This window comes from Ornithinibacillus scapharcae TW25, from assembly GCF_000190475.1.
Lineage (GTDB): Bacteria > Bacillota > Bacilli > Bacillales > Amphibacillaceae > Ornithinibacillus > Ornithinibacillus scapharcae.
In genome coordinates this window covers 34,316-59,798 of record NZ_AEWH01000063.1, presented here as the reverse complement: position 1 = coordinate 59,798, position 25,483 = coordinate 34,316, and the positions used below count along the sequence as shown (strand labels likewise).

Sequence of the window (25,483 nt, the reverse complement as noted above, 5' to 3'; positions counted from 1 at the left end):
AACATTCATGAAACTAGTTGGATTATCCGGCTCGATGGTGGGGTCCAAAACACGTACCGCGATGAATCACGCATTAACGATACTTCGTGAAAAATATCCGGATATAGAAGTAGAACTTATTGATTTGGCTGATTATGACGTTCACTTTAGTGATGGTCGTAATTATCTAGAGTATGAAGGGGATACAGGTTATGTAGCTAGTACAATAATGGAGGCTGATGCAGTCCTTATCGGAACGCCAATATTCCAAGCTTCTATCCCTGCACCGTTAAAAAATATCTTTGATCTTCTACCAGAAGAAGCATTTGTTGATAAGGTCGTAGGCATGATTGTAACAGCAGGTTCACCTAAACATTATTTAGTGGTGGAACAGCAGCTAAAGCCAATATTAGCCTATATGAAAGCCACTATGGTTCAAACTTATGTGTTCGTTGAGGAGAAGGATTTCTACCGGAAGGAAATTACAAATGATGATGTTCTTTTTCGAATGGAGAGGCTTGTTGAGGATTTAGTTTCTCTATTTACTGCATATGAGGGGATTCGGAAGGCGAAGGAAGCCGAGTATGGATTTTAGAACTTAGGAAATATCCTAGGTTCTTTTTTTCTCTTGTACTATAAGTATAGAGTAGCTATTTGATATAATAACGGTAAGAAAAAAATAAGGAGCTTCAAATGAATAAAATAATTGGGATACTTGCCCATGTTGATGCGGGAAAAACAACCTTTTCCGAGCAGCTATTATTTCATACAAAATCCATTAAAAGTCTAGGTAGAGTTGATAAACAAAGTGCATTTCTAGATAGTCATCAAATTGAGAGGCAGCGGGGAATAACGGTATATGCTGATCAAGGTGTCTTTCAGTACCACAACTCCACCTACTACTTAATAGATACTCCTGGGCATGTTGATTTTTCACCGGAAATGGAACGTGCAGTTCAAGTGATGGATTTTGCGATTATTGTGATTAGTGCTGTGGAAGGAATAGAAGGCCATACAGAAACGGTATGGAAACTATTACAGAAGCATAAGGTGCCTACATTCATTTTTATTAATAAAACGGATAGAACTGGTGCAAATGTAGAGAAAGTTATTGCCGAGATTCAGGCAAACTTTACAAAGCAAGTACTGGATATGTCCACCACTTCGTTGTCTGAAAGGATGGAGGAGAGAGTTGTAGAATTTATAGCTGAACAGGATGAAGAGCTTTTTGATTATTACATGGAAAATGGATTCAATCATAACCTATGGCTTAAAAAGATGCAGATTATGGTAAAAGAAACAGAGTTGTTTCCTTGCTTATCAGGCTCTGCCCTACACGGGATAGGCGTCGATGACTTTCTGGAAAAGCTTGATTTATTAACGGTAACAGATTACAGCAAAAATGAGGAATTCGCCGGACAAGTCTATAAGATTCGTTATGATAAAGCTGGTACCAGATTAACTTTTATAAAAGCCCAAAGCGGTAGCTTACAAGTAAGAGACCAGGTTATATATGGTAGTTCTGATTATAGGGAACACGAAAAAATTACACAAATTAGACGATATAATGGTAGTCAATATGAAGTCATAAATGAAGTATTTGCTGGAGAAATATTTGCTGTAACGGGTCTATCCAATGCGGTTGTTGGTGATGGTGTTGGTGCAAATAGTGATAAAGCTACTTTCGAAATGATTCCAACCCTTCGGTCAAGGGTAGTATTTGAACCTCATGTTCATGTAAAGGAGGCACTAGCCTATTTTAAAATACTCGATGCAGAAGACCCTTCACTAACCGTAACATGGGAAGAGAAACTACAACAAATCCATATTCACATCATGGGAACCATTCAACTTGAAGTACTGAAGCAAGTGATAGAGGATAGATTTGATTTAAAGATAGAATTTGAGAAACCAGAAATAATATACAAGGAAACAATTCATTCAAGTGTTATAGGTTATGGTCATTTTGAACCTTTACGGCATTATGCTGAGGTACATTTGAAAATAGAACCAATGGAAAGAAATAGTGGTATCCAGTTTGAATCGGTCTGCCATACAGATAATTTAGCCAATGGACTTCAAAATTTAGTAAGGCAACATATACTCGAGCAAGAACATCATGGTTTGTTGACAGGTTCAGGTCTTACCGATGTGAAAATCACACTACTGACAGGTAAGGCACATCATCAACACACTCACGGAGGAGATTTTCGTGAGGCTACATTTAGAGCACTTCGTCAAGGACTTGAGAAAGCAAGTAATATTATTTTAGAGCCATATTATCACTTTAAAATTATAGTAGACATCGAACAGATGGGGCGAGTGCTAACCGATGTCCAATCAGCTTATGGGAAATTTGAGCCTCCTGTGACAGAAGGTGATAAAGCAGTTATCATTGGAAAAGCACCTGTTGCAACGTTTATGGAGTATAGTACGGTTTTAGCCTCCTATACAAAAGGAAAAGGAAGTATAACCTTAGTATTTGGAGGATATGATTGCTGCCATAATGAGGATGAAGTGATCAGTAGAATTGGCTATAACAAAGATGCTGACCCTGAATACACATCCTCTTCTGTATTCTGTGCAAAGGGAGCAGGCTATAGTGTGAAGTGGGATGAGGCAGAAAAAATGATGCACTTATTATCTTAGGGATTAGCCGATAGTCCCTGTCAAAATACATGAATAGATTTGGGGAAACGATTATGGAAAATAGAGATAAGGTATTTCCGGTTTTAACAACGGAACGTTTATGTTTAAGGGAAATTGAGAATACAGATGTCACTAATATGCTAACGTATTTATCTGACCCATTGGTCATGCAATATTATGGTCTTGAAGCCTTTACCACGGAAGAAGAAGTATTAAATGAAATATCCTGGTATAAGAGAATCTTTCGAGAAAACACAGGAATAAGATGGGGAATTTCATTAAAAGATGAAGACAAAATTATTGGCAGTTGTGGTTTTCTCAACTGGGAACGTCAACATGCAAGAATTGATATTGGATATGAGCTAGCAAAAGAATATTGGGGACAGGGAATAGCTAGCGAAGTACTGGGAACGGTATTATCATATGGTTTTGAACAGATGAATGTGGAAAGAGTACAGGCATTAATAGAACCCCCTAATGTCGCTTCCATAAAATTAGTTGAAAAGCAAGGGTTTGAACGAGAAGGATTATTAAGACATTATGAGTACGGTAACGGTAAATTTGATGATTTATACATGTATTCTCTATTGAAAGGTGACTTTATAACAAAGTAGAGGCTTTACTCGTTGGTGATTATGATTATTTCAAAGTAAGATTCGGAGGAATGTCAACATGAAGATTGAGGTATGGTCTGATTTCGTTTGTCCATTTTGTTATATTGGAAAACGTAGATTGGAAGCAGCATTAGAGCAATTCGCATATCGTGATCAAGTTGCGGTAGAATATAAGAGTTTTGAGTTAGATCCTAATGCAAAAGTTTATCAAGGTATAACTATCCATGAAGCGATAGCGAATAAATATGGAATTAGTTTGGAAGAAGCCAGAAAAGCTAATGATGGAATTGGAAGTCAGGCGCAAACAGTAGGTCTAGTATTTGATTTTGAAAATATGAAGCCAACGAACACATTTGATGCCCATAGACTGACCAAATATGCTGAATCCGTTGGGAAAGGCAAACAGCTAACGGAAAAGCTGCTTCATGCTTATTTTGTTGAAGGTCAATTACTAAGTGACCATGATATTTTATTATCGATTGCTACGACTGTAGGTGTGGATAGTGAAAAAACAAAAGAAGTATTAAGTAATTCTGATTTATATGCCAATGACGTACGTGATGAAGAGATGCGAGCACACCAGTATGGTGCTTCAGGAGTTCCTTTCTTTGTGATAAATGAGAAATATGCGATTTCCGGTGCGCAACCCACAGAATTATTTGTATCCGCCTTACAACAGGTTTGGGAGGAAGTAGCACCAAGACCGAAACTTGAACAGCTCGGTGCAAATTCTGGCACGGTTTGTACGGACGATGGCTGTATTATTCCTGATACGAAGTAAAAGGACCCATGATGGATTTTTTATTTATAGTATAGAAGAGTTTAAAAAACATGAAAATGTTTTCCTTTTTCTAAGCATAATTTATCACCTTTGGTTGGAAACTATGGATGGTGTTTCATTAGTTTCATTATATAGATAGATGGAGGTTTGTCTTTTGGCACATGTTAATTTACATGAAAAATTACAACAAGCTAGTAAGATGTTGAAGGATGCACAGCAAAGCATAATTCAAGCACAAGGACAGAATTTACAGTTGGTAGAAGAGGCCCAATCTATGCTAGACCAGGTGGAAAATGAGTTAAGAAATGTTCAATACCAGGCAGGGAGAGAGGCGCTAGAAAACCCTCAATTCCAACAAGCTTTTGAAGAATTACATGATGTAAGGCAACAAGCACAAGAGGCACATCAGAATATTAACGACGCATTATAAACAAGGAAAGGAACTCGGAGGGAGCTTCCTTTCCTTGTTTTTAGGTCAATATTCCTGTTATGACATGATATTCGTGTTCCGTATTGTATGACTTTTGTCTTATTTATGAGAAAGATATGCATAATACGATTAGTTTTGAAACTTTCTTCGTTATGTGTCGTATATAAAACTGTAGATAAATATCAAATTAAGGGGATGAACAATTTTGAAGAAATGGTTGATGACAATTGCTTTAGTTATGCTTTCAGTTGGATTGGTTGCATGTAGTGAATCTGCAGAAGAAGTATATACGAAAGCGCTAGAAGCAGCTGACAAGATGGAGAGTGCAGAAGTAAGTACAGTACTTAATCAAGAAATCACGATGGGTAGTGAAGGTAAATTAAAGATCGAAAGTGATATGGATGGATCTGTAATTTTGGATCCAGTTGCGATGCATCAAAAAGGTACGATGGCGATGACAATGGAAGGCGAAGGTATGGAGGAAGCAGCCCCATTTGAAATGGATACAGAGATTTACTTAGTTAATGAAGAGATGTATGTCTTTGAATCGTTAAGTCAGCAATGGATAAAGGCTGATAGCTCTTTATTTCCAATCGATACGCTAACAGCTAATCAACCAGATGTTTCGGAACAACTAAAAATGATGGAAGAATATGTAGAAGACTTTAAGTTTGAAGAAGTAGACAATGAATATGTATTCAAGCTAACAGCAGATGGAGAAGGATTTAAAAAGCTCTCTGAAAAGATGCTTGAAGAATATTTACCGGAAGATGTAAGCTCACAATTAGGCGATATTCAACAAGTGATGGAAGATATGGAAATTAAAAAGTTAACAATTGAAATGGCTGTTGATAACGAGACATACAATTTAAAAAGTATAACTTGGATATGGAAATGTCTATGAAAGTTGAGGGAGAAACATTAGATGTAGTACAACAAGTAAAGTCAGAGTATAAGGGAGTCAATACGGTTGATTCCATTGAAGTACCTCAAGAAGTGAAAGATAACGCTGTTAATGCAGGATAATGTATTTGTGAAAAAGGATTGGCCATTATTGGTCAATCCTTTTTACATGTTAAGAGTGGGATACGTAATACTTATGATACTCGCAATGGGAATTCACTCCGTGAATAAATATTTTGCCAAAGTAAAAGTTAATTACTGAATCTCTTTTTTTACTACGAAGATGGGAGTGAAGTGAGTAATCATGTATCAATTTATAAATCATCGATTTGAACAAAATGGTAGTGATTTAGTAATTGTCCTCTATTTAGATATAAATCATGTTGAATTTTCCCGGGAATTAAATGGAGACAATCAAGGTCAACCTAATTCTGATATTGAAACAAGTGCACGTAATTATATCCATTCAAAATTTCCTAACTTAAAGAAGGCTACTGTAAAGGTAATGGCGGGAACGATGCTTGTTACCTCTCTGGCTTTTGGTGCAGGTGCTAGTCTTGCAGGGGCTCAGGAGGCAGAGTCAACAGCAAAATATAGTGATGTTACGAAGGGCGCTTATTACTCTGAAGCGGCAGAAATACTATCTGAAAAAGGTATCGTAGAAGGTGTAGGTGGTGGAAAGTTTGCGCCGAATCAAGATATAACAAAGGCTGAAGTAGCTATGATGTTAGCTCGTGCTTTAGACCTTGATGTCAGTCAGACAACAGGCGATCCTGTATTCGAGGATGTCACAGGTGGCTGGTATTACGGTGCTGTGGCGGCTTTACAGGATAAAGAAGTTGTTGAGGGATATCAAAACAAATTTAACCCAAACGAACCAATTACGAGAGCTGAACTAGCGAAAATGATTGTTGCTTCATTTGATAATTTAACCCCAGATCCAAATGCTAATTTACCATTTACTGATGTGAAGGACGATGCCTGGTATAAAGGTCATGTAGCAACATTATATAATTTAGGTATTACACAAGGTGTTGGTGGCAATAAATTTGCTCCTGACACGCCAACAACGAGAGCAGAAACTGCTACCTTAATTCACCGTGCAATAAATGTAAATTTATTCGGTAATCCAGACGGTAAAGCCGAAATAGAGGCAGTTACTGATACTACTGTGACCATTAACGGGAAGGATTTTCAATTAGCAGATAATGTGAAAGGAATTTTTAATGCAGCAAATAGTGGAGTATTAGAGGATGCGGTAGTTTATGTGTCAACTGATAAAGATGATGTTGTCTATAAAATACGCTATCTTGAACTAAATAGTTCTGGAACGGACACTGCGACTGCAGAGAGTCCAATTGCTGGTCATCTAGTACTAGATGGAAATAATGTCACAATTGACGGACCATTAATTGTAAAAGGTGACTACCTAACGATAAAGAATGTAACTGTAAATGGTGATTTAACTGTTGAGGGAAGTGTAGAAAATAGTCTGTCTCTAGAAGGAATAGAAGTTACAGGTAATACTATATTTAATGGAACCTCTACAGATGCAGTGGCAGCTGCAGCAACTGGTACAGTCCAGACTACAGGTAAAATTACCATTAAAGATTCAGCATTAAATAATGTAGTAATGAATAAGACAAATTTTGCAATTGATTCTAATTCCGTGATTCCACAGCTTATTATCGGTGCCGGGGTATCGAATATTGAAATCAATGGTACAGTTACCAATCTTGAAATAAATTCGACAGCACCATTAACGATTAATGGACAAGCGACCATCGATAACTTAAAGGTTACTAATAATAATGACCTAACGATAGGAATAGATGGTACAATATCAAACGTTGAAATACCTACAGGAAAAACAGCTGCAGATGTGATTAAGAACTATGACACAGTGAAGAATAAAATTGAAAATATTAACAATGAAACGAATGCCGATTATGATGTACCAGGTGAAGAGTCTGGCATGGATACAGGAGGAGAAACTGGTACGGATACAGGCGTAGATCCTGGTACAGATACAGGAGGAGAAGGAAGCACTGCCCCTGCAGATACAACCGCTCCTGTATTAACAACTGTTACCCCAACTGATGGAACGGATGTAGCACTTGAAGCGGGACAAAACCTCATACTAACTATTGACGCTCAAGATGACAATCTACGCGAATTAGAAGTGGATCACAATATAGCCGGCTTACCAGAATTTAGTGTTTATGCAGATGAGGCTAATCCTTATGGAACAGATGATTTACGTACTCAATTTGAAGCGCAGGGGGTCTCTGTAACTTACAGTACTGATACCCAAACCTGGACAATTGATTTTGGTGAAACAGTAACGAATACAATTATAAATAATGGTGGTAATGCGACCTTCTATCTAGTACTGAAAGATGAAGCTGGAAACAGTTTTGGAAGCATGGATCCAACTGATGAAACGAATACCTTCAGCTATACCGTCACGAGATCAGCTGATTCAGCAACGCAGTAGATGGTATCAAAATATAGCAGAGTACATAATTAGTGCTCTGCTTGTTTGTATTATTTAGACAACTAAGACCGACTTGAAAGCTAGTCCCAAAATCTGAAATATATCTGTAATAATACTCTAAACCAATTGTAACAGCTCTCTAAAGAGGACGAAATGTAGTGGTGTTATACTTTCCAAGTAATCAAATTAGAAAGCAGGGGAAAAAGTTGAGAAAGTTAACTGTAATTACCTTAGCTATTTCAATTATATTTGGAAGTGCATTTAGTAGTATGCAAGTGTTTGCCGCTGCAAAAGACGATTTGCAAGATATAACAGACCAACGGAAGCAAATTGAAAAGTCGCTCACAGGAGCAGAAGCACAAATAGCTACGATAATGTCCGAAATAGAAGAATTGAATGAGGAGATTAACCAAGTTAATCAAGAGATAGCAAAGAATAGAGAATTAATTGATAAGACAGAAAAAGATATACAAGAAACAATTGATAAAATAAGCAAACTTCAACAAGAAATTATAGAATTAGAAGCTGATATCGAGAAACGCTACGAGATACTTGATGGTAGAATATCTTCTTATCAAAAGTCAGGTGGATCCATTAATTACTTAGATGTATTATTTGGTGCACAAAGTTTTGGCGATTTTATTAGCCGCGTAACAATGGTTAATACGATAACGAATTCAGATGCTGAATTAATTGAGCAAATAGAGAAGGATCTTTCATCTGTGGAAGAAAAAAAGAGTCATCATTTGAAAATCTAGAAAAGTTAAATGCCATGAAGCAAAAACAAGTAGATACTCTTGCTGCTATAGAAGATCAAAAAAAGCAAATCGAATCTAGCAGAGCTACATTGGAAACAAAGCAGAATAATTTGTTTACCACGATCAAAAAATTAAAAGCGAAAGATAGCAGCCTTGCCTCATTAGAATCCGAGGTAAAACAAACCTTAGCTGCTGAAGCTGCCAAGTCTAAAGCACTTGAACAAAAAGCAAATTCTGTACCAACTAGCTTAAAGCATGTTGAAGGGAAGACCATTACAGTTACATCAACAGCATATACTGCTAGTTGTAAAGGATGTTCAGGTGTAACAGCGACTGGAATTAACTTAAAGGATAAACCAGATTCCAAGGTGATCGCAGTTGATCCGTCTGTCATTCCTTTAGGATCTGTGGTTTATGTTGAAGGGTACGGTTATGCGATAGCAGGTGACATCGGAAGTGCCATTAAAGGCAAAAAAATCGATGTCTTCGTACCTACGAGAGCAAAAGCATTACAATGGGGAGTCCGTAAGGTAAATGTGACTATCCAATAAATTAGAGAAGTGCCTTAACAATAAGCGTTAGGGCACTTATCTTTTATTTGGATCATGAATCCATTATACTTATAGAAGCTTATAAGGAGGAATTTTTATGTCAATTTTAAAACAATTTAATCTTACTAGAACATCACTACTTACTTTTATAAATGAACTAGATGAAGAGGTATTGGACCAGAAGTCCAACTTCTTTGAAAATACTATTCGTTGGAATATAGGCAATGCACTTTTTGTTCCCGAGAAATTATTATTTGTTAGTAAAAAATCTCATAAATTACCTACAGAATACAGTGAACTATTTAGCTCTGATATAAAAGTGGAAGATTGGACAACCCAACCACCTTCCCTAGAGGAACTAAGTGGAAACCTCGAAGACCAACAAAATAGAATCAATAACTTTGACGAACTATTTTGGAAATCAGATGTTAAGTTTAAAGTTCCTTATGGTCATGTTGAAACACATGGAGATCTATTAATCATGCTTGCACATCGTGAGGCAGAGTTACTAGGTAAAATTAAAACAATGAAACAAGTGCTTGAAGCTCAATAAATTAGAATTCATTACAAAATCGCATACCATGGTATGCGTTTTTTTGTTTAGAACGTTAAGGTAGTCATTTTTATCCTAACAATACTGGTAATGGATCCTATAGGAACTATCTAACCAATTGCAAAATGGGGAGCGAAAGGATGTATTCAAAAAGGAAATTTAGATTTTATGTCGAAATAAATACGTATCAGATAATGATAAGGAGTTGGATCATGATGAATGAGAAACCAAAACGTCCATCCATTTTTAGAAATTTCCTATTATGGTTTATAATTCTTCTTGTAATGATTGTTATCATTAGTTTCAATTTAAATAAATAAGAAGAATGATATAGGGGGATGAATTTGGCTAGAGTATTATATCTTGAAGATGAAAGAGACATTGGGGAATGGGTATTAAAGGATTTAACATCAAGAGGTCATGACGTAAAATGGTTGACTTCAGGAGAAGGAATGGACGCCCATTTGTCTGAAACAGATATCGTTATCCTAGACGTCATGCTGCCAGGGTTAGATGGCTTCTCACTAGGTAGAAGAATTAAAAAGGATTATCAAGAATTACCAATTATTATGTTATCCGCGAGGACATCCGTTGAAGATAAAATTGAGGGACTAGACTTTGCGGATGATTATGTCACAAAACCATTTCATCCGGATGAGTTGGCGGCACGTTTGGAAGTACTATTACGACGATTCCAAAAACAAGATGAGGTACTAGAATTACAGCACTTATTAATCTATCTAAAAGATGGTATCGTGATCGACAGGGAATCGGAGATGGAAATCCCTTTAACTGGTAAACAGTATCATCTATTTCAATTTTTTATTAAACATATCAATCAGATATTAACGAAGGAACAATTGTATGAAGGAGTTTGGGGGGAACGTTATATCGAAGGGGATAAAACATTGATGGTACATATTCGATATTTACGTGAAAAGATTGAAAAGAACCCGGCAAGTCCAACTATCATTCAGACGATTCGTGGTATCGGTTATCGGGTGAAGGCATGAGTCGTTTTATGAAGTCTTTACTCGCGAAATATATGCTCTTAATTTTCATTGCCATCTTATTGGTCCAACTGGCTTACTTATTGGTGGGCTCTTTGGCGATATTTGGATTCAATATTATAGATAAGGAAGTAGGTGATACCCAACTGATTGAAAAGAAATGGCATGAGGATGTTGAAGGTTTACAAACGGTAAACCAAGATACCATGCAAAGGCTATTTCAGGAGTGGAAAGAGGACTATCCGCGGGCAGGTATGTTCTGGGTGAATGGAGATGGGGAACTTGTTTTGGAGGAAGATACCTTACAGGAGTTACCCCAGAAGTGGGGTTCAGTTGATACACTAACCTTTAATAAAAACCGTTATGATAGTGATCCTTTTACGGTGATTGCATTTCCTCCATATAAGGAAAAGAATGGTTTTGTCGTGTTTGAATTACCACGTTCGGAATTTGACCCACCTATATTAAAGGCATCCGAACGATATGGTTACCTCATTCTAATAGGAGTTTTTTTACTAATCGCGTTCTTTATCATGATGTCCTTTATGTTTTTTAGGAAAATCCAAAAACGACTAGTGAAATTGGAAGATGCCATGAAAATAAGGGATGAGGATGGATTACCGATTGAAGTTACAACTAAAAAGGAAGATGAGATTGGTCAACTGGAAAAATCATTTAATCGAATGGTACATGAACTTCGTGATAGTAGAAAACGAGAACAAGAAGAGGAACAGATACGACGTGAATTAATTGCCAATCTCTCACATGATTTAAGAACTCCTTTGACAAAGGTAAGGGCTCAATCTTATACCATATCAAAAGAGAACTTAACACCAGAGGGGCACAAAGCGATAGAGGCTATAGAGACATCAATTGAAAATATTGACCGACTAATTGAGAACCTAATGTCCTACACGTTATTAATGGCAAGCAAATATAAGTATGATCCGAGACCAATGGATATTACACGTTTTTTAAGGGAATCTGTTGCTGCATGGTATCCAGTTTTTGAAAAAGAGAACTATGAAATAGAAATCGAATTGGTACAGTTAGGGGAGTGGAATATCGACCCGATGTGGATGGAGAGAATCTTAGATAATCTTTTTCAGAATGTAATACGTCATGCTGGAATTGGAAGTTATATAGCGATTAAGACAAAAACGACTGAAAAATATGATGCGATTTTAATCATAGATAAAGGTCCAGGTATTCACCATGACACAAGTGAAAAAGGTGCAGGGATTGGATTAACAATCGTGAATATGATGGTTAAGGGTATGGGATTAGAATGGGATATGGATTCGAATGAAACCGGTACTACTATAACGATTAAGAAAATGAAATAGGGAAATAAGGTTAAAAGAGATGGAGAATTTTTTCTTCATCTCTTTTTTTAAACAAATTTTAAACTAACCTATACCTCTCATTTAACCTTGTTAACCTATTCTAAATAGTAGAGGTGAGAGAAATGGAATACATTGTAGAGACAAATAGGTTAACAAAGCGATTCGGAAAAGAATTAGCGGTAAATGGACTAGATATAAAAATACCTAAGGGTGAAATCTATGGCTTTTTGGGACCTAATGGTGCCGGTAAAACGACGACAATCCGAATGCTATTAGGATTAATGCATCCAACTTCGGGTACAGTGAAGGTTTTTGGAAAGGACTTAGCGAAGGAACGGATAGAGATTTTAAAACAAATAGGCTCCTTAGTGGAAAATCCATCCTATTATCCACATTTAACAGCATATGAGAATTTAGAAACGATTCGTAAAATATATGGAGCTCCCATGGAGCGAATCAATGATGTATTGACAATAGTAGGTTTATCGGATGTGGCTAAGAAGAAAGTAAAAGGATTCTCGTTAGGAATGAAACAACGATTGGGGATTGCTGCATCGTTATTAAATAATCCGCAATTATTAATTTTGGATGAGCCAACAAATGGTTTAGATCCATCAGGGATTATTGAGATAAGAAACCTTTTAAAGCAACTTGCAGCCGAATACGGAATAACAATACTGATATCCAGTCATTTATTATCTGAGATAGACCAAATCGCAACCTCTGTAGGGGTAATATCAAAAGGGAATTTAATATTTCAAGATTCTATAGAATCAATGAGATTGTATTCTATGAGGAAGATTTTGCTGAAAGTTAATAACAGCGAGCGAGCATGGCACTTATTAATATCTAGAGGGGTGAAGGCAGATTATGAAAAAGAGATAATTTCGCTATCGAATATGTCTGACGACGATATTGCTGAGGTCGTTCGTTTACTAGTGGAGAATGGTTATTCCATTTATCGTGTCGAGGAAGAAAAGCGCTCACTGGAGGATACTTTCTTACAAATGACTTCGGAGGCGAGTGGGATATGATAGGGAAACTCTTACAAGTAGAATTTATGAAATTAAAACGAAAGGGTATTTGGTTTTTGGTGTTTTTAGGACCCTTTGGAGTAGTTTCCTTACAGATGGTTAATTATGGTGTTCGGAAAGAGTGGTTTTTACATCAAGGAACCTATAACTGGGATTACTATGTATTAAACGTTAGTGCTATTACACCATTTGCCTTAATTTTAGGAATCGTAATTCTAACTTCTTTTATGGCTAGTATCGAAAATGAAACAAATACTTGGAAACAGATGTTAGCACTTCCGATTACACGTTGGAGTGTTTACTTATCTAAATACACGACACTTTTATTTTTACTAATAATTGCTAGTAGTTTGTTGGCGATATTTAGTTTACTGTTTGGTATTTATTTAGATTTCCAGAATGATATCCCTTATGTAGATATTATTCGTTACAGTTTTTATCCATTATTTGCAGCTTTACCTGTACTAGGCTTGCAACTATGGATATCCACTGTTATTCAGAACCAAGGATTACCCATTACTGTTGGTGTGATAGGGGTAATTCTTGCTTATATGGCTTATTTCATACCAGATTGGCTTATATGGAAGTGGCCATCATTAGATAACCAATGGAATGAACCGCTATTGAACGTTTATTGGGGATTGGCGGTAGGAATTGGCATTTATTTCGTTGGAATGATTGATTTTATAAGGAGGGACGTAAAGTAAATGTTCACTTTATTTCAGGCTGAATGGTTTAAGTTAAGAAAAACAAACATATTACCTATCTTGTTTACTGGACCTATTGTCGGAATATTAATCGGACTATTCGCAAATACCGATATGTTTCCAGATGAAGCTAATCAGTGGACAGGTCTGTTACTAGTGATGAATTTAACCTATGCATTACTATTTCTACCATTAGTTACTGGTATTCTAGCAGCTACTATTTGTAGATATGAGCATCAAGCAGGTGGATGGAAACAGTTGCTTTCTTTACCAGTTTCACGGGAACAGGTATTTGTGACGAAGTATTTCTTGCTAGTGTTCTTAATTTTGGTTATTCAGTTACTATATTTTCTATCTTTTACAAGTGTTGGACTTGTTAGGGGACTTACAGACACTTTCCCGATGGCGATAGTTTGGAAAAGTATAGTAGGAGGATGGATCGCAACATTTCCACTTGCTGCCTTGCAGCTATGGATGTCCACGATGTTTAAGAGTTTTGCGGCTTCTTTTTCAGTGAATGTAATCTTTACGTTACCGGCTATATTAGCGATTAACTCAGCAAAGTTCGGACCTTATTATCCTTGGGCACAACCATTCTCTATGATGTATGTAGGCGGAGATACTACAGATGTATTTTTCATTCCGTGGGAACAGCTATTAACGGTTGTGGGAGGAAGCTTTTTGGTATTCTTCATTGGAGGCTATATTTATTTTAAGCGGAAGCCTATTTAATATATAAAGCACTAGATTAGGAGTAAATATGATAGAAAAAAAGAAGTTATTCGTTATTATTCGAAACATTTTGATTGCCACATTGTTAGTTATGTTAGTATGGATTCTCTTCCATCATGCGATAACGGTTTATGAGAAGAAAAAATATCTACCTTTAGGTGAAATGGTAGATATTGGAGGGGAAAAAATGCATGTATACACAGAAGGAGAGGGGGAGCATACCATTGTGTTACTGGCCGGGTTAGGAACACCAGCTCCAGTGTTAGATTTTCAGCCATTAATCGATGAGTTAGCTAAACATCATCAGGTAGTGGTGGTCGAGACCTTTGGGTATGGTTGGAGTGAATTAACGGATAGAACTCGGTCTGTTGAGAATATTGTTGGAGAAATTAGGCTGGCACTGCAAGAAGCTAGTATAGATGGTCCCTATATATTAATGCCTCACTCTATCTCAGGTATTTATAGTATGTATTATGCTTATCAATATCCCAATGAAGTGGAGGCGGTGATTGGTATTGACGCCACTTTACCCGATGCTATAGAATACTTTGAGGAATCTACTCCTAAAAGTCCCAATTATTTGAAGCTTATTACGCCAATAGGTCTCTCAAGACTGGCTACCATTTTTAGTTTAGAAAGTGTATTACCAATAACGACAGACAGGACATATTCACAAGAAAATTTGAAAATGACCACAGCTATCACGGCATGGAAGGGTTATAATAGAAACATCATAGATGAAACGAATGAAATCAGTAAGAATATCGAAAAGACAAAAGGGCTATCGTTTCCGAATTCTATGCCAGTTTTATTTTTCACGAAGAATGACCAAAGGATAAGCGAAACTGGTAAGACAAATAGTACGTTCCTGGAAACGCAATTAACGGACTCACCAAGCAGTGATATTGTCTCGTTGGATGGCCATCACTACTTACATTGGACCCAGTCAAAAGAAATAAGTGATCAGGTCAAACTATTTATTCATTCCTATTCGGAATAATAATATTCACAATATTGTCAACATCCCACTGTTAGGTGCAATCTAATTAGTGGGATTGTTTGATATAATCATTGTTAGCAAGGTATAAAACAATATATTGCTTGGGAGGGGAAAGGAACATGGTATATAATCGAAGTTTTATCCGTCATGGATTGTTATTTTTAATGGTGCTTGTCCTGGGTTCAAATGCAGTGTTATATCATACCGCTTTTGGTCATCACCTTATTCCAAAAGAATCACAAGGTGTTGTCATTGGCTCTATTATTGACCTATCAATTGTTGCACCAATCCTATTTATAGCATGGGCTAGAAAGTGGAATTGGAAGTATATAATTTCAGCAATTGCATTTGGATTAATCCTCACAAGATTGTTAATTCCTATGAAATATCTTGCCCCGTTTGAAGCCATAACATGGGTAGGATTTGCGGTGGAAGGAATGCTCCTAATACTGGAGGTACTCCTTATTATGTCATTCGTTATATATCTGCCAAAAATTGTTCGAACTGTTAAACAAAGTTCAATACCCTTATTATATTCATTTCCTCATGCAGTGGAGAATCATGTCAAAAACATACCTATTATTCAAGTTATATGTTCGGAAATGCTTGTCTTTTACTATGCGTTTGCAAGTTGGAAGAAGAAGCCCTCTAACCAGGGCAACACGTTTACATTACACGAAAATACAAGCATGATTGCATTCCAGATTATGTTAATACATGCCATTATAATCGAATCAATTGGTGTACACTGGTGGCTACATGACATTTCTCCTGTATTATCGATAGTCTTACTAGTGTTCAACCTTTATGCGGTAATCTTATTTATAGCAGATATTCAAGCGCTAAGATTAAATCCTGTACTTATCACAGATGAGAAATTATACCTTTCCCTTGGTTTGATGAAACGAATGGATATTGAATGGACAAATGTTCAAGAAATAATTATCGATACTAATGAGCTGGAGAAGAAAATTTCCAATGATACGATAGAGTTTATTGCAAAGGACTTGGAAAGAGTCTATCCTACAGTAATACTGAAATTGAATGAACCAGTCAATGCGTTTATGCTAATGGGACTAAAGAAAAGCTATCAATATGTTGCGATCCGTGTTGATGACTCCCAAAGATTTATCGGTCTTTTACAAGAGAGATTGAGTATTGGAAGAGATTCAGAATAGGTTGTTTAATTTCTTTTTATAAAAAAGGTATAGTTTTTCCTAAAAACGTGTTATACTAAGATTAACTTATTGATGTTCGTGTTATATACAAGATTTATGTAATAACTTTCTAGTGATTATCTTCGTCTTGAATTATCATCTTGAACTGAAATTAGTAATAACGTGCTAAAAGCACATGGAGGTTTTTTTAATGAACAAAGGTTCAGTAAAATGGTTTAACGCAGAAAAAGGTTTTGGATTTATCGAAGTTGAAGGTGGAGACGATGTATTCGTACACTTCTCAGCAATTCAAGGCGACGGTTTCAAAACTCTAGAAGAAGGTCAAGAAGTTACTTTTGAAATCACTGAAGGTAACCGTGGACCACAAGCTGCTAACGTTCAAAAAGCGTAAGTAGTATATAGAAAGCCCTTCTCATTACGAGAAGGGCTTTTTTATATATCATGATGTATATTGCTCCTGATATTCTTCAAAGTCTAATACTTCGATTGCCTCTGACCAATGTAATACAGTACCAACAAAGTCACGAATATCTAAATCCTGCATCTCATAGGCTGTCCCATCATTCGCAGTACCTGTTGCATCTTCAATAAATGTTACCTTATATCCACGATCGTAAGCAGCTATTGCAGTAAACATACAACAGAATTCTGTATTAAAACCTGTGATAAACAATTGGTCTACGCCAAGTTCTTCTAGTAATTTCGCGAGATCTGTCTTGTAGAATGCACTTGGTGTTTCTTTTTCGATTATGTGTTCAGCATAATCACTTAGTCCATCATATAATTCAGACCCTTGTGAATCCTTATGGAGTGAGCTTTCTATATTCGTATCATAGTGCTTAATAAAGATAACAGGATAATTTTGAACTTTAAAGACCTTGATTACTTTCTCCATTAAGGAAAGCTCTCTCGAAAAATCCTTAATTTCAACAATTCCTCTTTGTACATCAATTACTAATAATGCTTTCATGTAAACACCTACTTTTTGTTCGTTATGATAGTATTCTAGAAAAATGAGAAAAGTCCTGCATAGTATTGTCGAATTATATTGAATATGTATTTCTAATTATCGTACTGGGACATGTGTTAGAATGATAATTAAGAATTTTTAAGTTAACGGGGGAGGTATGAGAACCGGATGAGATCTGAAAAAGAGATGATGGAGTTAATTCTTTCTGTTGCTAACGAGGATGATCGAATACGTGCCGTCTATATGAATGGCTCTAGAACGAATGCTAATGCACCAACGGATATTTTTCAGGATTACGATATTGTGTATGTTGTATCGAATGTTGAATCGTTTACAGAGAATGAACAGTGGATATCCGTTTTTGGTGAGATACTGATGTTACAGGAGCCAGAGAAAAATGATAAAGCGTTAGGTAGAAATGTTAATCTCAGCCAAAACTATGGTTATTTAATGCTATTTCAGGATGGAAATCGTATTGATTTACATTTGCAAACAAAAGAATTCATGCTTGAAAATTATAAGCAGGATAGCCTCACCAAGCCATTATTGGATAAGGAAGATTTCTTGCCATCCATTCCTGTAGCCTCTGATAGGGATTATTGGGTGTTAAGACCATCAAAGGCAGAATATTTTAGTGCTTGTAACGATTTCTGGTGGTGCACGCAAAATGTTGCTAAAGGAATATGGAGACAAGAGTTACCGTATGCGCAGCAGATGCTTGAGGAAGTGATTAGACCTAGACTTAAGCAAATCATATCCTGGTGGATTGGAATTCAATACAATTTTCAAATTTCCCCAGGTAAAATGGGCAAGTACTTTGAAATGTACCTCCCGAAGGAATATTGGGACATGTATGTGCGCACATATGCTGATGGTGATTATGAACACATTTGGGATAGTTTATTTGTAGCCTGTAAATTATTCCGAGTCTTAGCATTGGAGGTTGCGAAAACGCTATCGTATCAGTATATTTTAGAGGATGATCAAAATATGATGAGATACCTTAGAAAAGTACATACGCTTCCAAAAAACGCTAAGGAAATTTTTTAATCAGCAAGACAATTATGGTAATTTGAGAGGTGATATTGTTGGAACCAAACTGGCTTAAATGGGCTAAGGAACTTCAGGCGATTGCACAAGCGGGATTGACGTATTCAAGTGACATCTATGACATAGAGCGATTCGAAGAGATTAGAAAGTTAAGTATCGAGATAATGACAACTTACACTGGGACAAATCCACAAGAAATTAAAGACTTATTTGCTAATGAAACTGGTTATGCTACACCAAAGGTCGACATTCGTGCGGTAGTTTTCCATGAGGGAAAGCTGTTGATGGTTAAAGAAAACATGGACAACAAATGGTCATTACCAGGTGGTTGGGCAGATGTTGGTTTATCGCCACGGGAAGTTGCTGAAAAGGAAGTGAAGGAAGAATCAGGATATGATGTTAAAGCTAGTAGATTAATAGCAATTCTTGACAAAAAACTCCACCCACACCCTCCTTCTGCATACCATGTGTATAAAATTTTCATAGAATGTGAACTTATTGGTGGTACACCGGAAACAGGTCTAGAGACGAATCAAGTTGCTTTCTTTTCCAAAGAAAATATACCAGATCTATCAGTGGCACGAAATACCCTATCACAAATAAAAATGTTGTTTGATTACAAACGAAATCCAATAAAAGATGTTATCTTAGATTAAAAAAGAAAGTTGGGCTTAATTCTAGCTAATGTCCTCATTGACCATTAGGAGAATTAAGTCCTTTTGTTCTGTCCATAGTGTTAGAGGTGTTAGGTTGAATGTAAAAATACACTGGTTATACACTGTTCAACAAAAAGTACTATTTAATCTGAGAAAAAAATGAAAAGAAATGTTACAATGATAGAAGTGCATAAGGAGAATAGTCCTAAGGATTGATAGAAGGGAATATAGAACTTACGATGACTAGCTTTAAGGAAACAAAAATCACTCTAGATAAAACTTTAAAAACAGGTATTATAAAATCAAATCTTATTCCAATGCTAGCAGGATTAACATTGGCAATGTATACGTACGATTATAGTCTTTTTGATAAAATACCTGAAATGATACTTGCAATTATAGGTACGGCTTTAATTATTGGATCTGCAGGGGCTTTTAATAATTTATATGATCGCGATATCGATGCGATTATGGAAAGAACAAAGGTTAGACCGACAGTAACCGGTGAAATAAGCTTTAAAGTTACTTTATGGTTGGCGGTAATCTTTGCGATCCTTGGGATAGGAGCATTAGCATTTACCACTTGGTTATCTGCCTTTTTAGGATTTATGGGATTATTCTTATACGTTGTCCCCTACACGATGTGGACGAAAAGAAGAACCGTATATAATACTGAGGTTGGTAGTTTGTCAGGAGCAATGCCACCTTTAATTGGATGGGCAGCCATCTATCCAGATATCACACATCCGGCACTATTAGGATTATTTGTTATTGCAGTTTTATGGCAAATGCCACATTTTTTATGCAATTGCGATAAGACGTCATGATGATTATAAAGCAGCCAATGTACCAATGTTACCGGTTGTTAAAGGGGTAAAAAGGACGTATATACAAACAAATGTGTATCTAGTTATTATGATTCTTGCGAGTTTTCTTCTAGGTTCCCTTAGTATTGGACTTATGTTAGTAGGGCTTTTACTTGGAGGAATGTGGTTAATTATTAGTGTGATTGCATATAAACAAGAGGATTCCAAAAAGTGGGCAAAAATGTTGTTTATTTATTCATTAATTTATATGACGATGATGTTTGCGACTATCATTATCTATTCATTGATGGGAATAATTTTTGATTTGTAGAATAAGTTTGGTGATGAGGAGAAGTTCTAACGAACTTCTCCTTTTTTTAATGAGTAAATAGTAGCAATCATCGGAAATATTTTTGTTACTTAAGTAATATATTGTGCCAAAAAAATTAGGATAATTGAAAGAAAACCCTAGTGAATGAATAATAATCCATAAAACTGTATGACTTTATCATTATTTTTCTTTCCTAACTAGGAAAGAAGATTATTGGAAAATTTTCATGAAAAAGATGAATGTTGATAGGACAAGGGATAATTAGAGTTAAATAAATTTGGTATCAAACTATTTACTTAAATTTTCCATCTATTCCCTTAGTAATTAATACTCATTTTTAAATATTCAGAAAATAACAGCGCGATACGACAGAATATGACAAACCTAATCGTTTATAGTGATTACAACAACTAGAGATTGATTAGACAACCAGACACTGTTCTTACTTTGGTAGAAGGGGGGCTAGTATGGTTTTTTTAATACCAATTATCAATTTGGGGGAGGAATATTCTTGAAAAGAAGAAAACAGGCAAGAAGATTTAGTATTATTGCGTCGATTCTAATGATCTTCTCATTGTTTACTCCGGCTGTTTCGGGTGCGCAAGTTAATGCGGCTCCACATACTTCTTTAGTAGATTCTAAAGAAATTGTACAAGCCAAAATGGGGAAAGACTTACAGAAACAATTTGAAAAAGATGAAAAGGTCACATTTTTAATTAAGTTTAAAGATAAGGCTGACCCAATGAAAATTGCTAAGGATTCGATCGCTAAAACACAGGGAGCTAGCTTGTCAGCTTTTAATAAAGAGCTAGTACAGCGTTCAGCTATAATTTCTGAGCTGAAAGCAACTGCTATCCAATCACAGCAAAATGTTGCAAGCTTTCTTGAAGCAGAGTCTGCCAAAGGAAATGCAAGTGACATTAAGGAATATTTTATCGTGAATGGTATGGCTGTTACAGCTACAAAAGAAGTAGCAGAAAAAATTGCTACATTCCCTGAAGTAGAAAAGATTCTTCCAAACGAAAAACGTCAATTATTCAAAGGAGTAGCGGTGCAGGAATCACCGAAGGCCGGTACACAAAGCATCGAATGGAATGTGGATCGTTTAAACGCTCCTGATGTTTGGGGACTTGGTATTGACGGTTCAGGTGTTGTCGTAGCAAATATTGATACTGGTGTTGAGTGGGATCATCCAGCACTAAAAGAAAAGTATCGTGGCTATGATGCAGCAACTGGTGAGGTAGACCATACGTATAGCTTCTTTGACCCAGTAAATGGACAAACTGAGCCATATGATCATGATGGTCATGGTTCCCATACAATGGGGACAATGGTTGGTGGTGAACCAAATGGATCAAACCAAATAGGGATTGCTCCAGGAGCAAAATGGATCGCTGTACAAGCATTCACTGCTGATGGCGCTTATGATTCTGATTTATTAGAAGCAGCTGAGTGGATTATGGCACCCGGTGGAGATGCTTCCAAAGCACCGGATGTCGTGAATAACTCATGGGGTGGCGGATCAGGTATCGATGAGTGGTATCGTGATGTTGTAATCGCATGGCGTGCTGCAAACATCTTCCCAGCTTTTGCTGCAGGGAACACGACATTATTTAATCCTGGTGGTCCAGGTTCAGTAGCATCACCTTCTAACTATCCAGAATCATTTGCAGTTGGTGCAACTGATTCTAATGATATGGTAGCAAGTTTCTCGCTTAGAGGACCGTCTCCATATGGTGAAATTAAGCCAGAAGTTGCAGCACCAGGTGTAAGCATTCGCTCTTCATTACCGGGTGGTGGATATGGTTTAGCTAGTGGTACCTCAATGGCTACACCAGCAGTTGCAGGTGTTATAGCGTTGCTGAAGTCTGCGAACTCTAGTTTAACTGTAGATGAAATTGAACAACTTCTTATGGATACTGCTACTCCAAGAACAGACAGCGAATACCCAGAAAGTCCAAACAATGGCTATGGCCATGGCTTGGTAGATGCATTTGCTGCTGTTTCTACAATTGCAGATGGGCTGGGTTCTATTGAAGGTCAGGTTATGAAGGATGGAGATGATAACGAAGCTCCAGTTGTTGAACATAATGGTCCTTCAGAAGCTTACGCTGGATTAGACTTAGAATTAGAAGTATCTGTTTCTGATGATGTGAGTGTAACTTCTGTACAATTACAGTATGGTAGTAAACGTGTAGATGCTACTCGTAAATCAGGAAACTTCCAATCTGGAACCTATTCTGTAATAATCCCAGGTGATCAACTTCAAGAAGGAACTTTCACATATAATTGGATTGTAAAAGACTTTGGTAATAACCAGGTCGTAAGCGACTTATATAATGTTGAAATTAAACCAGGAATCACAAATGGCTATACAGAAGACTTTGAAACAAATCCTGTAGGATGGAATATTACAGGAACAAATAGTAACTGGGCATGGGGTGTACCAACATCTGGACCAAATAGTGCTACTTCAGGTGAAAACGTTTATGCGACAAATCTAGCAGGAGATTATAGCAGTCGTATGGACGAAACATTAGTAATGCCTCCAGTTCAAGTAGCTTCTGAAGGTGAGTCCTTCTTACAATTTAAGAGTTGGCACAACTTTGAACAATCCTCTACTGGTAGAGCGTGGGATTATGGGAAAGTTGTTGTGTCCACTGATTTAGAAAATTGGACAGAGCTACAAATGTTCCAAGGGGAATCTTCTGGTTGGGAAGATGCAGAAGTTGATCTTACAGAATATGCTGGTCAAACAGTATATCTAGGATTCTATGCATATTCCGATGGAAGTATTACTAGACCAGGTTGGTATATTGATGATGTTGCATTATCGAACACATCATTAAATCTACCAGAAAAAATACGTAATCAGTTAGGCATCATTGGAGGAATCATTCCGGATAAAGAAAAAGAAGAAAAAGAATTAGCAGAGAAGGAAGCTGCTGAAAAAGAAGCTGCTGAAAAAGAGAAAGCTGATGATGTTAAAGCAACTCCTGAGAAGGATAATGGTGTATCGTTAAATCCTAGCGGTAATAAATTAAACGGACTTCCATTAAGCGCTACAGTTTCTGTCCTTGAAAGTGGAAGATCTGTTTCGACAAATCCACAGGATGGATCTTTCTCTATGATGCATCCAGCAGGAACATTTACAATGGTTGCTGAAACATATGGTTTCCGTGCACAAGAACAATCTGTGACGGTTGAGCAAGATGGTGTTGCAACAGCTAACTTTATGCTAGAAGAGCTTCCTAAGTCAACATTAACTGGTACGTTAACGAATCAAAAATCGGGTGAACCGATTGAAGGCGCTTCTCTACTTCTAGTAGAGGATGCAAACGTAGAGCCAGTTTCTACAGATGCAAATGGAAACTTCTCTATTACTGCATATGAAGGAACATACACATTAAAAGTAATCGCAAGAGATTTCATTGGACAAGAAATCGAAGTGACTTTTGATGAAGATAAGGCGATAGACATTGCCTTAGAACCATTCTTTACAGTACCAGGTGGAGAAATTGGGTATGATGATGGTACTGCCGAAAATGCTAGAGCGTTCTACGATGCTGGTAACGGCTGGGCAGTAAAGATGTCCTTACCAGAAGGTAAAGAGCAAGCAATCGTAACAGAAGGGGTATTCCAGTTCCATGGTACAGATTGGCCAAGCCCAGGTGCGACAAACTTTGCTGTTGAGGTTTGGAGTGCTGGTGAAGATGGACTTCCAGCAGAAAAACTAGCTGGACCAATTGAAGCAGAAGCAATTCGTGACTTAAATCAATGGACAGTTGTTGATTTGAGCGAGCATAATATCCAAGTTAATGGTGATTTCTTCATGGTATACGTACAAACAGGAGCAAATCCGAATGTACCAGGGTTAGCTACTGATGAAAACGGTGAAAATGCTGGAAGAAGCTATCAAGTTGTGGACGGTGCATGGTCACCATCACCAGCGGCTGAAGGAAACTATATGATTCGAGCTCGTGTTGCTTATGGAGTAGGTAACACAGTAATAACCTCGCCAACAGATGGAACAGTTACAAATGAAGCTACAGTCACAGTTGAAGGAACAGCTTCTCCGACAACTTCTGTCACTGTCTTAAACAATGGAGATGAGATTGGCTCTGTAGAAGTGACAGATGATGGTACTTTCCAACTTGATGTAGAGTTACAAGAAGGTGAAAATACATTAACAGCGGTAACGTATGTTGATGGGGAAGAGGCAAATGAATCTGAAGCTGTAACAGTTACATTAGATACTACTGCTCCAGAATTGAGCATTACGAATGTGCAGGATGGTGATAAAACGAATCGTGAAACATTAACAGTAGAAGGAACTGTTAATGATGAAAATCTAGCTTCTGTAACTGTAAATGGACAGAAAGCTACTGTGAATAACGGTACTTTCTCTAAGCGTATCTTACTTGATGAAGGTGAGAATACGATTGAAGTCATTGCAACTGATGAAGCTGGAAATGCTGTAAATCAATCACTAACTGTTTTCGCTGATTTCAATGCACCAGTAATCGAAAATGTTACACCAGCCGAGGATAAAAATCTAAAACCTGGAGATACAATCAAAATAACATTTGATAGTGAGTCAGGCTTAGACGCATCATTTGTTGTTCATATGCCATTAACGAACCTACCACAATCAAACCCGACAGAATTACCATTACATGAGACTTCAGATGGTCACTATGTAGGTTACTGGACAGTTCCTTCTGGATTAAAAGCTAATGGAGCCGTGATTGAAGTAATTGCAGTAGATGACTTTGGAAATGAAACTAGATCTAAAGCTGCTGGGAAATTATATATTTCAGATGGTAGCCAAGGAGATAGTGGAAAAGGAAATAATGGTAAGGGTAACGATAAAGGAAATAACGGTAAAGGAAATAAAGGTGGAAATGGAAAAGCCATTGGCAAGAACTAAAATCCATTAACGCTTTGA

General features: G+C 36.9%; 21 protein-coding genes and 2 pseudogenes. 22 read left to right on the top strand and 1 reads right to left on the bottom strand.

Annotation, left to right across the window (positions count from 1 at the left end; all coding sequences use genetic code 11):
* Nucleotides 1-7 precede the first annotated feature (7 nt).
* The 18 genes and pseudogenes from G5W_RS0117775 (at nt 8) to cspD (ending at nt 17,113) form a co-directional block, all read left to right on the top strand.
* Entirely contained in the window at nt 8-574 is a 567-nt protein-coding gene (locus G5W_RS0117775) for an NADPH-dependent FMN reductase (RefSeq protein WP_010098753.1), read from the top strand.
* Between the two features lie 98 nt (nt 575-672).
* Entirely contained in the window at nt 673-2,628 is a 1,956-nt protein-coding gene (locus G5W_RS0117770) for a GTP-binding protein (RefSeq protein ID WP_010098752.1), read from the top strand.
* A 53-nt stretch (nt 2,629-2,681) separates the two neighbouring features.
* Nucleotides 2,682-3,242: a GNAT family N-acetyltransferase gene (locus G5W_RS0117765; RefSeq protein WP_010098751.1), complete on the top strand. Its 561-nt coding sequence runs from the start codon at nt 2,682-2,684 to the stop codon at nt 3,240-3,242.
* Nucleotides 3,243-3,300: 58 nt separating this feature from the next.
* On the top strand, nt 3,301-4,023 hold the full coding sequence (locus G5W_RS0117760; protein WP_010098750.1) for a DsbA family oxidoreductase: 723 nt from the start codon (nt 3,301-3,303) through the stop codon (nt 4,021-4,023).
* A 154-nt stretch (nt 4,024-4,177) separates the two neighbouring features.
* Complete coding sequence (locus G5W_RS0117755) at nt 4,178-4,453, top strand: hypothetical protein (RefSeq protein ID WP_010098749.1); 276 nt, start codon at nt 4,178-4,180, stop codon at nt 4,451-4,453.
* Between the two features lie 220 nt (nt 4,454-4,673).
* A pseudogene (locus G5W_RS0117750) lies at nt 4,674-5,479 on the top strand (DUF6612 family protein).
* Between the two features lie 181 nt (nt 5,480-5,660).
* Entirely contained in the window at nt 5,661-7,853 is a 2,193-nt protein-coding gene (locus G5W_RS0117740) for an S-layer homology domain-containing protein (protein WP_010098744.1), read from the top strand.
* 206 nt (nt 7,854-8,059) lie between these two features.
* Nucleotides 8,060-8,611: a coiled-coil domain-containing protein gene (locus tag G5W_RS22525; RefSeq protein WP_138919087.1), complete on the top strand. Its 552-nt coding sequence runs from the start codon at nt 8,060-8,062 to the stop codon at nt 8,609-8,611.
* 14 nt (nt 8,612-8,625) lie between these two features.
* Nucleotides 8,626-9,162, top strand: coding sequence for a 3D domain-containing protein (locus tag G5W_RS23445; RefSeq protein WP_010098741.1), 537 nt, complete (start codon nt 8,626-8,628; stop codon nt 9,160-9,162).
* Nucleotides 9,163-9,259: 97 nt separating this feature from the next.
* Nucleotides 9,260-9,715: a DinB family protein gene (locus G5W_RS0117725; protein WP_010098738.1), complete on the top strand. Its 456-nt coding sequence runs from the start codon at nt 9,260-9,262 to the stop codon at nt 9,713-9,715.
* 344 nt (nt 9,716-10,059) lie between these two features.
* The gene (locus tag G5W_RS0117715) at nt 10,060-10,728 is read left to right on the top strand and encodes a response regulator transcription factor (RefSeq protein ID WP_010098734.1); all 669 of its coding nucleotides are present in this window, start codon (nt 10,060-10,062) and stop codon (nt 10,726-10,728) included.
* 8 nt (nt 10,729-10,736) lie between these two features.
* Nucleotides 10,737-12,071: a HAMP domain-containing sensor histidine kinase gene (locus tag G5W_RS0117710; protein ID WP_237706234.1), complete on the top strand. Its 1,335-nt coding sequence runs from the start codon at nt 10,737-10,739 to the stop codon at nt 12,069-12,071.
* A gap of 122 nt (nt 12,072-12,193) precedes the next feature.
* Complete coding sequence (locus G5W_RS0117705; protein ID WP_010098730.1) at nt 12,194-13,105, top strand: ABC transporter ATP-binding protein; 912 nt, start codon at nt 12,194-12,196, stop codon at nt 13,103-13,105.
* Nucleotides 13,102-13,812, top strand: coding sequence for an ABC transporter permease (locus G5W_RS0117700; protein ID WP_010098728.1), 711 nt, complete (start codon nt 13,102-13,104; stop codon nt 13,810-13,812). Before G5W_RS0117705 ends, G5W_RS0117700 begins: the two co-directional genes overlap by 4 nt.
* Nucleotides 13,813-14,544, top strand: a complete 732-nt coding sequence (locus G5W_RS0117695; protein WP_010098726.1) for an ABC transporter permease — start codon at nt 13,813-13,815, stop codon at nt 14,542-14,544. It begins immediately after the preceding gene.
* A gap of 28 nt (nt 14,545-14,572) precedes the next feature.
* On the top strand, nt 14,573-15,544 hold the full coding sequence (locus G5W_RS0117690; protein WP_010098724.1) for an alpha/beta fold hydrolase: 972 nt from the start codon (nt 14,573-14,575) through the stop codon (nt 15,542-15,544).
* A gap of 119 nt (nt 15,545-15,663) precedes the next feature.
* Nucleotides 15,664-16,722, top strand: a complete 1,059-nt coding sequence (locus G5W_RS0117685; RefSeq protein WP_010098723.1) for a hypothetical protein — start codon at nt 15,664-15,666, stop codon at nt 16,720-16,722.
* A gap of 190 nt (nt 16,723-16,912) precedes the next feature.
* The gene (cspD, locus tag G5W_RS0117680; RefSeq protein WP_010098722.1) at nt 16,913-17,113 is read left to right on the top strand and encodes a cold-shock protein CspD; all 201 of its coding nucleotides are present in this window, start codon (nt 16,913-16,915) and stop codon (nt 17,111-17,113) included.
* A 48-nt stretch (nt 17,114-17,161) separates the two neighbouring features.
* Here cspD and G5W_RS0117675 read toward each other — a convergent pair whose 3' ends face one another.
* Nucleotides 17,162-17,692 carry a cysteine hydrolase family protein gene (locus G5W_RS0117675; RefSeq protein ID WP_010098721.1) on the bottom strand — a complete coding sequence of 177 codons (531 nt, stop codon included), beginning with the start codon at nt 17,690-17,692 and terminating at the stop codon, nt 17,162-17,164.
* A gap of 168 nt (nt 17,693-17,860) precedes the next feature.
* Between G5W_RS0117675 and G5W_RS0117670 the strand changes: the two genes are divergently transcribed.
* From G5W_RS0117670 to G5W_RS0117655, 4 genes and pseudogenes are all read left to right on the top strand, one after another.
* Nucleotides 17,861-18,742, top strand: coding sequence for an aminoglycoside 6-adenylyltransferase (locus tag G5W_RS0117670; RefSeq protein WP_010098720.1), 882 nt, complete (start codon nt 17,861-17,863; stop codon nt 18,740-18,742).
* Between the two features lie 38 nt (nt 18,743-18,780).
* Nucleotides 18,781-19,398: an NUDIX hydrolase gene (locus G5W_RS0117665; protein WP_010098719.1), complete on the top strand. Its 618-nt coding sequence runs from the start codon at nt 18,781-18,783 to the stop codon at nt 19,396-19,398.
* A 239-nt stretch (nt 19,399-19,637) separates the two neighbouring features.
* Nucleotides 19,638-20,535 (top strand): annotated as a pseudogene (gene cyoE, locus G5W_RS22520) (heme o synthase).
* Nucleotides 20,536-21,097: 562 nt separating this feature from the next.
* Nucleotides 21,098-25,465, top strand: a complete 4,368-nt coding sequence (locus G5W_RS0117655) for a S8 family serine peptidase (protein ID WP_050801695.1) — start codon at nt 21,098-21,100, stop codon at nt 25,463-25,465.
* The last annotated feature ends 18 nt before the right edge of the window (nt 25,466-25,483 follow it).

Coding starts and splice junctions, on each gene's coding strand:
- G5W_RS0117775 (WP_010098753.1), top strand. CDS start 8: ATGAAACTAGTTGGATTATCCGGCTCGATGGTGGGGTCCAAAACACGT.
- G5W_RS0117770 (WP_010098752.1), top strand. CDS start 673: ATGAATAAAATAATTGGGATACTTGCCCATGTTGATGCGGGAAAAACA.
- G5W_RS0117765 (WP_010098751.1), top strand. CDS start 2,682: ATGGAAAATAGAGATAAGGTATTTCCGGTTTTAACAACGGAACGTTTA.
- G5W_RS0117760 (WP_010098750.1), top strand. CDS start 3,301: ATGAAGATTGAGGTATGGTCTGATTTCGTTTGTCCATTTTGTTATATT.
- G5W_RS0117740 (WP_010098744.1), top strand. CDS start 5,661: ATGTATCAATTTATAAATCATCGATTTGAACAAAATGGTAGTGATTTA.
- G5W_RS23445 (WP_010098741.1), top strand. CDS start 8,626: ATGAAGCAAAAACAAGTAGATACTCTTGCTGCTATAGAAGATCAAAAA.
- G5W_RS0117725 (WP_010098738.1), top strand. CDS start 9,260: ATGTCAATTTTAAAACAATTTAATCTTACTAGAACATCACTACTTACT.
- G5W_RS0117710 (WP_237706234.1), top strand. CDS start 10,737: ATGAAGTCTTTACTCGCGAAATATATGCTCTTAATTTTCATTGCCATC.
- G5W_RS0117705 (WP_010098730.1), top strand. CDS start 12,194: ATGGAATACATTGTAGAGACAAATAGGTTAACAAAGCGATTCGGAAAA.
- G5W_RS0117700 (WP_010098728.1), top strand. CDS start 13,102: ATGATAGGGAAACTCTTACAAGTAGAATTTATGAAATTAAAACGAAAG.
- G5W_RS0117695 (WP_010098726.1), top strand. CDS start 13,813: ATGTTCACTTTATTTCAGGCTGAATGGTTTAAGTTAAGAAAAACAAAC.
- G5W_RS0117690 (WP_010098724.1), top strand. CDS start 14,573: ATGATAGAAAAAAAGAAGTTATTCGTTATTATTCGAAACATTTTGATT.
- G5W_RS0117685 (WP_010098723.1), top strand. CDS start 15,664: ATGGTATATAATCGAAGTTTTATCCGTCATGGATTGTTATTTTTAATG.
- cspD (WP_010098722.1), top strand. CDS start 16,913: ATGAACAAAGGTTCAGTAAAATGGTTTAACGCAGAAAAAGGTTTTGGA.
- G5W_RS0117675 (WP_010098721.1), bottom strand. CDS start 17,692: ATGAAAGCATTATTAGTAATTGATGTACAAAGAGGAATTGTTGAAATT.
- G5W_RS0117670 (WP_010098720.1), top strand. CDS start 17,861: ATGAGATCTGAAAAAGAGATGATGGAGTTAATTCTTTCTGTTGCTAAC.
- G5W_RS0117655 (WP_050801695.1), top strand. CDS start 21,098: ATGATCTTCTCATTGTTTACTCCGGCTGTTTCGGGTGCGCAAGTTAAT.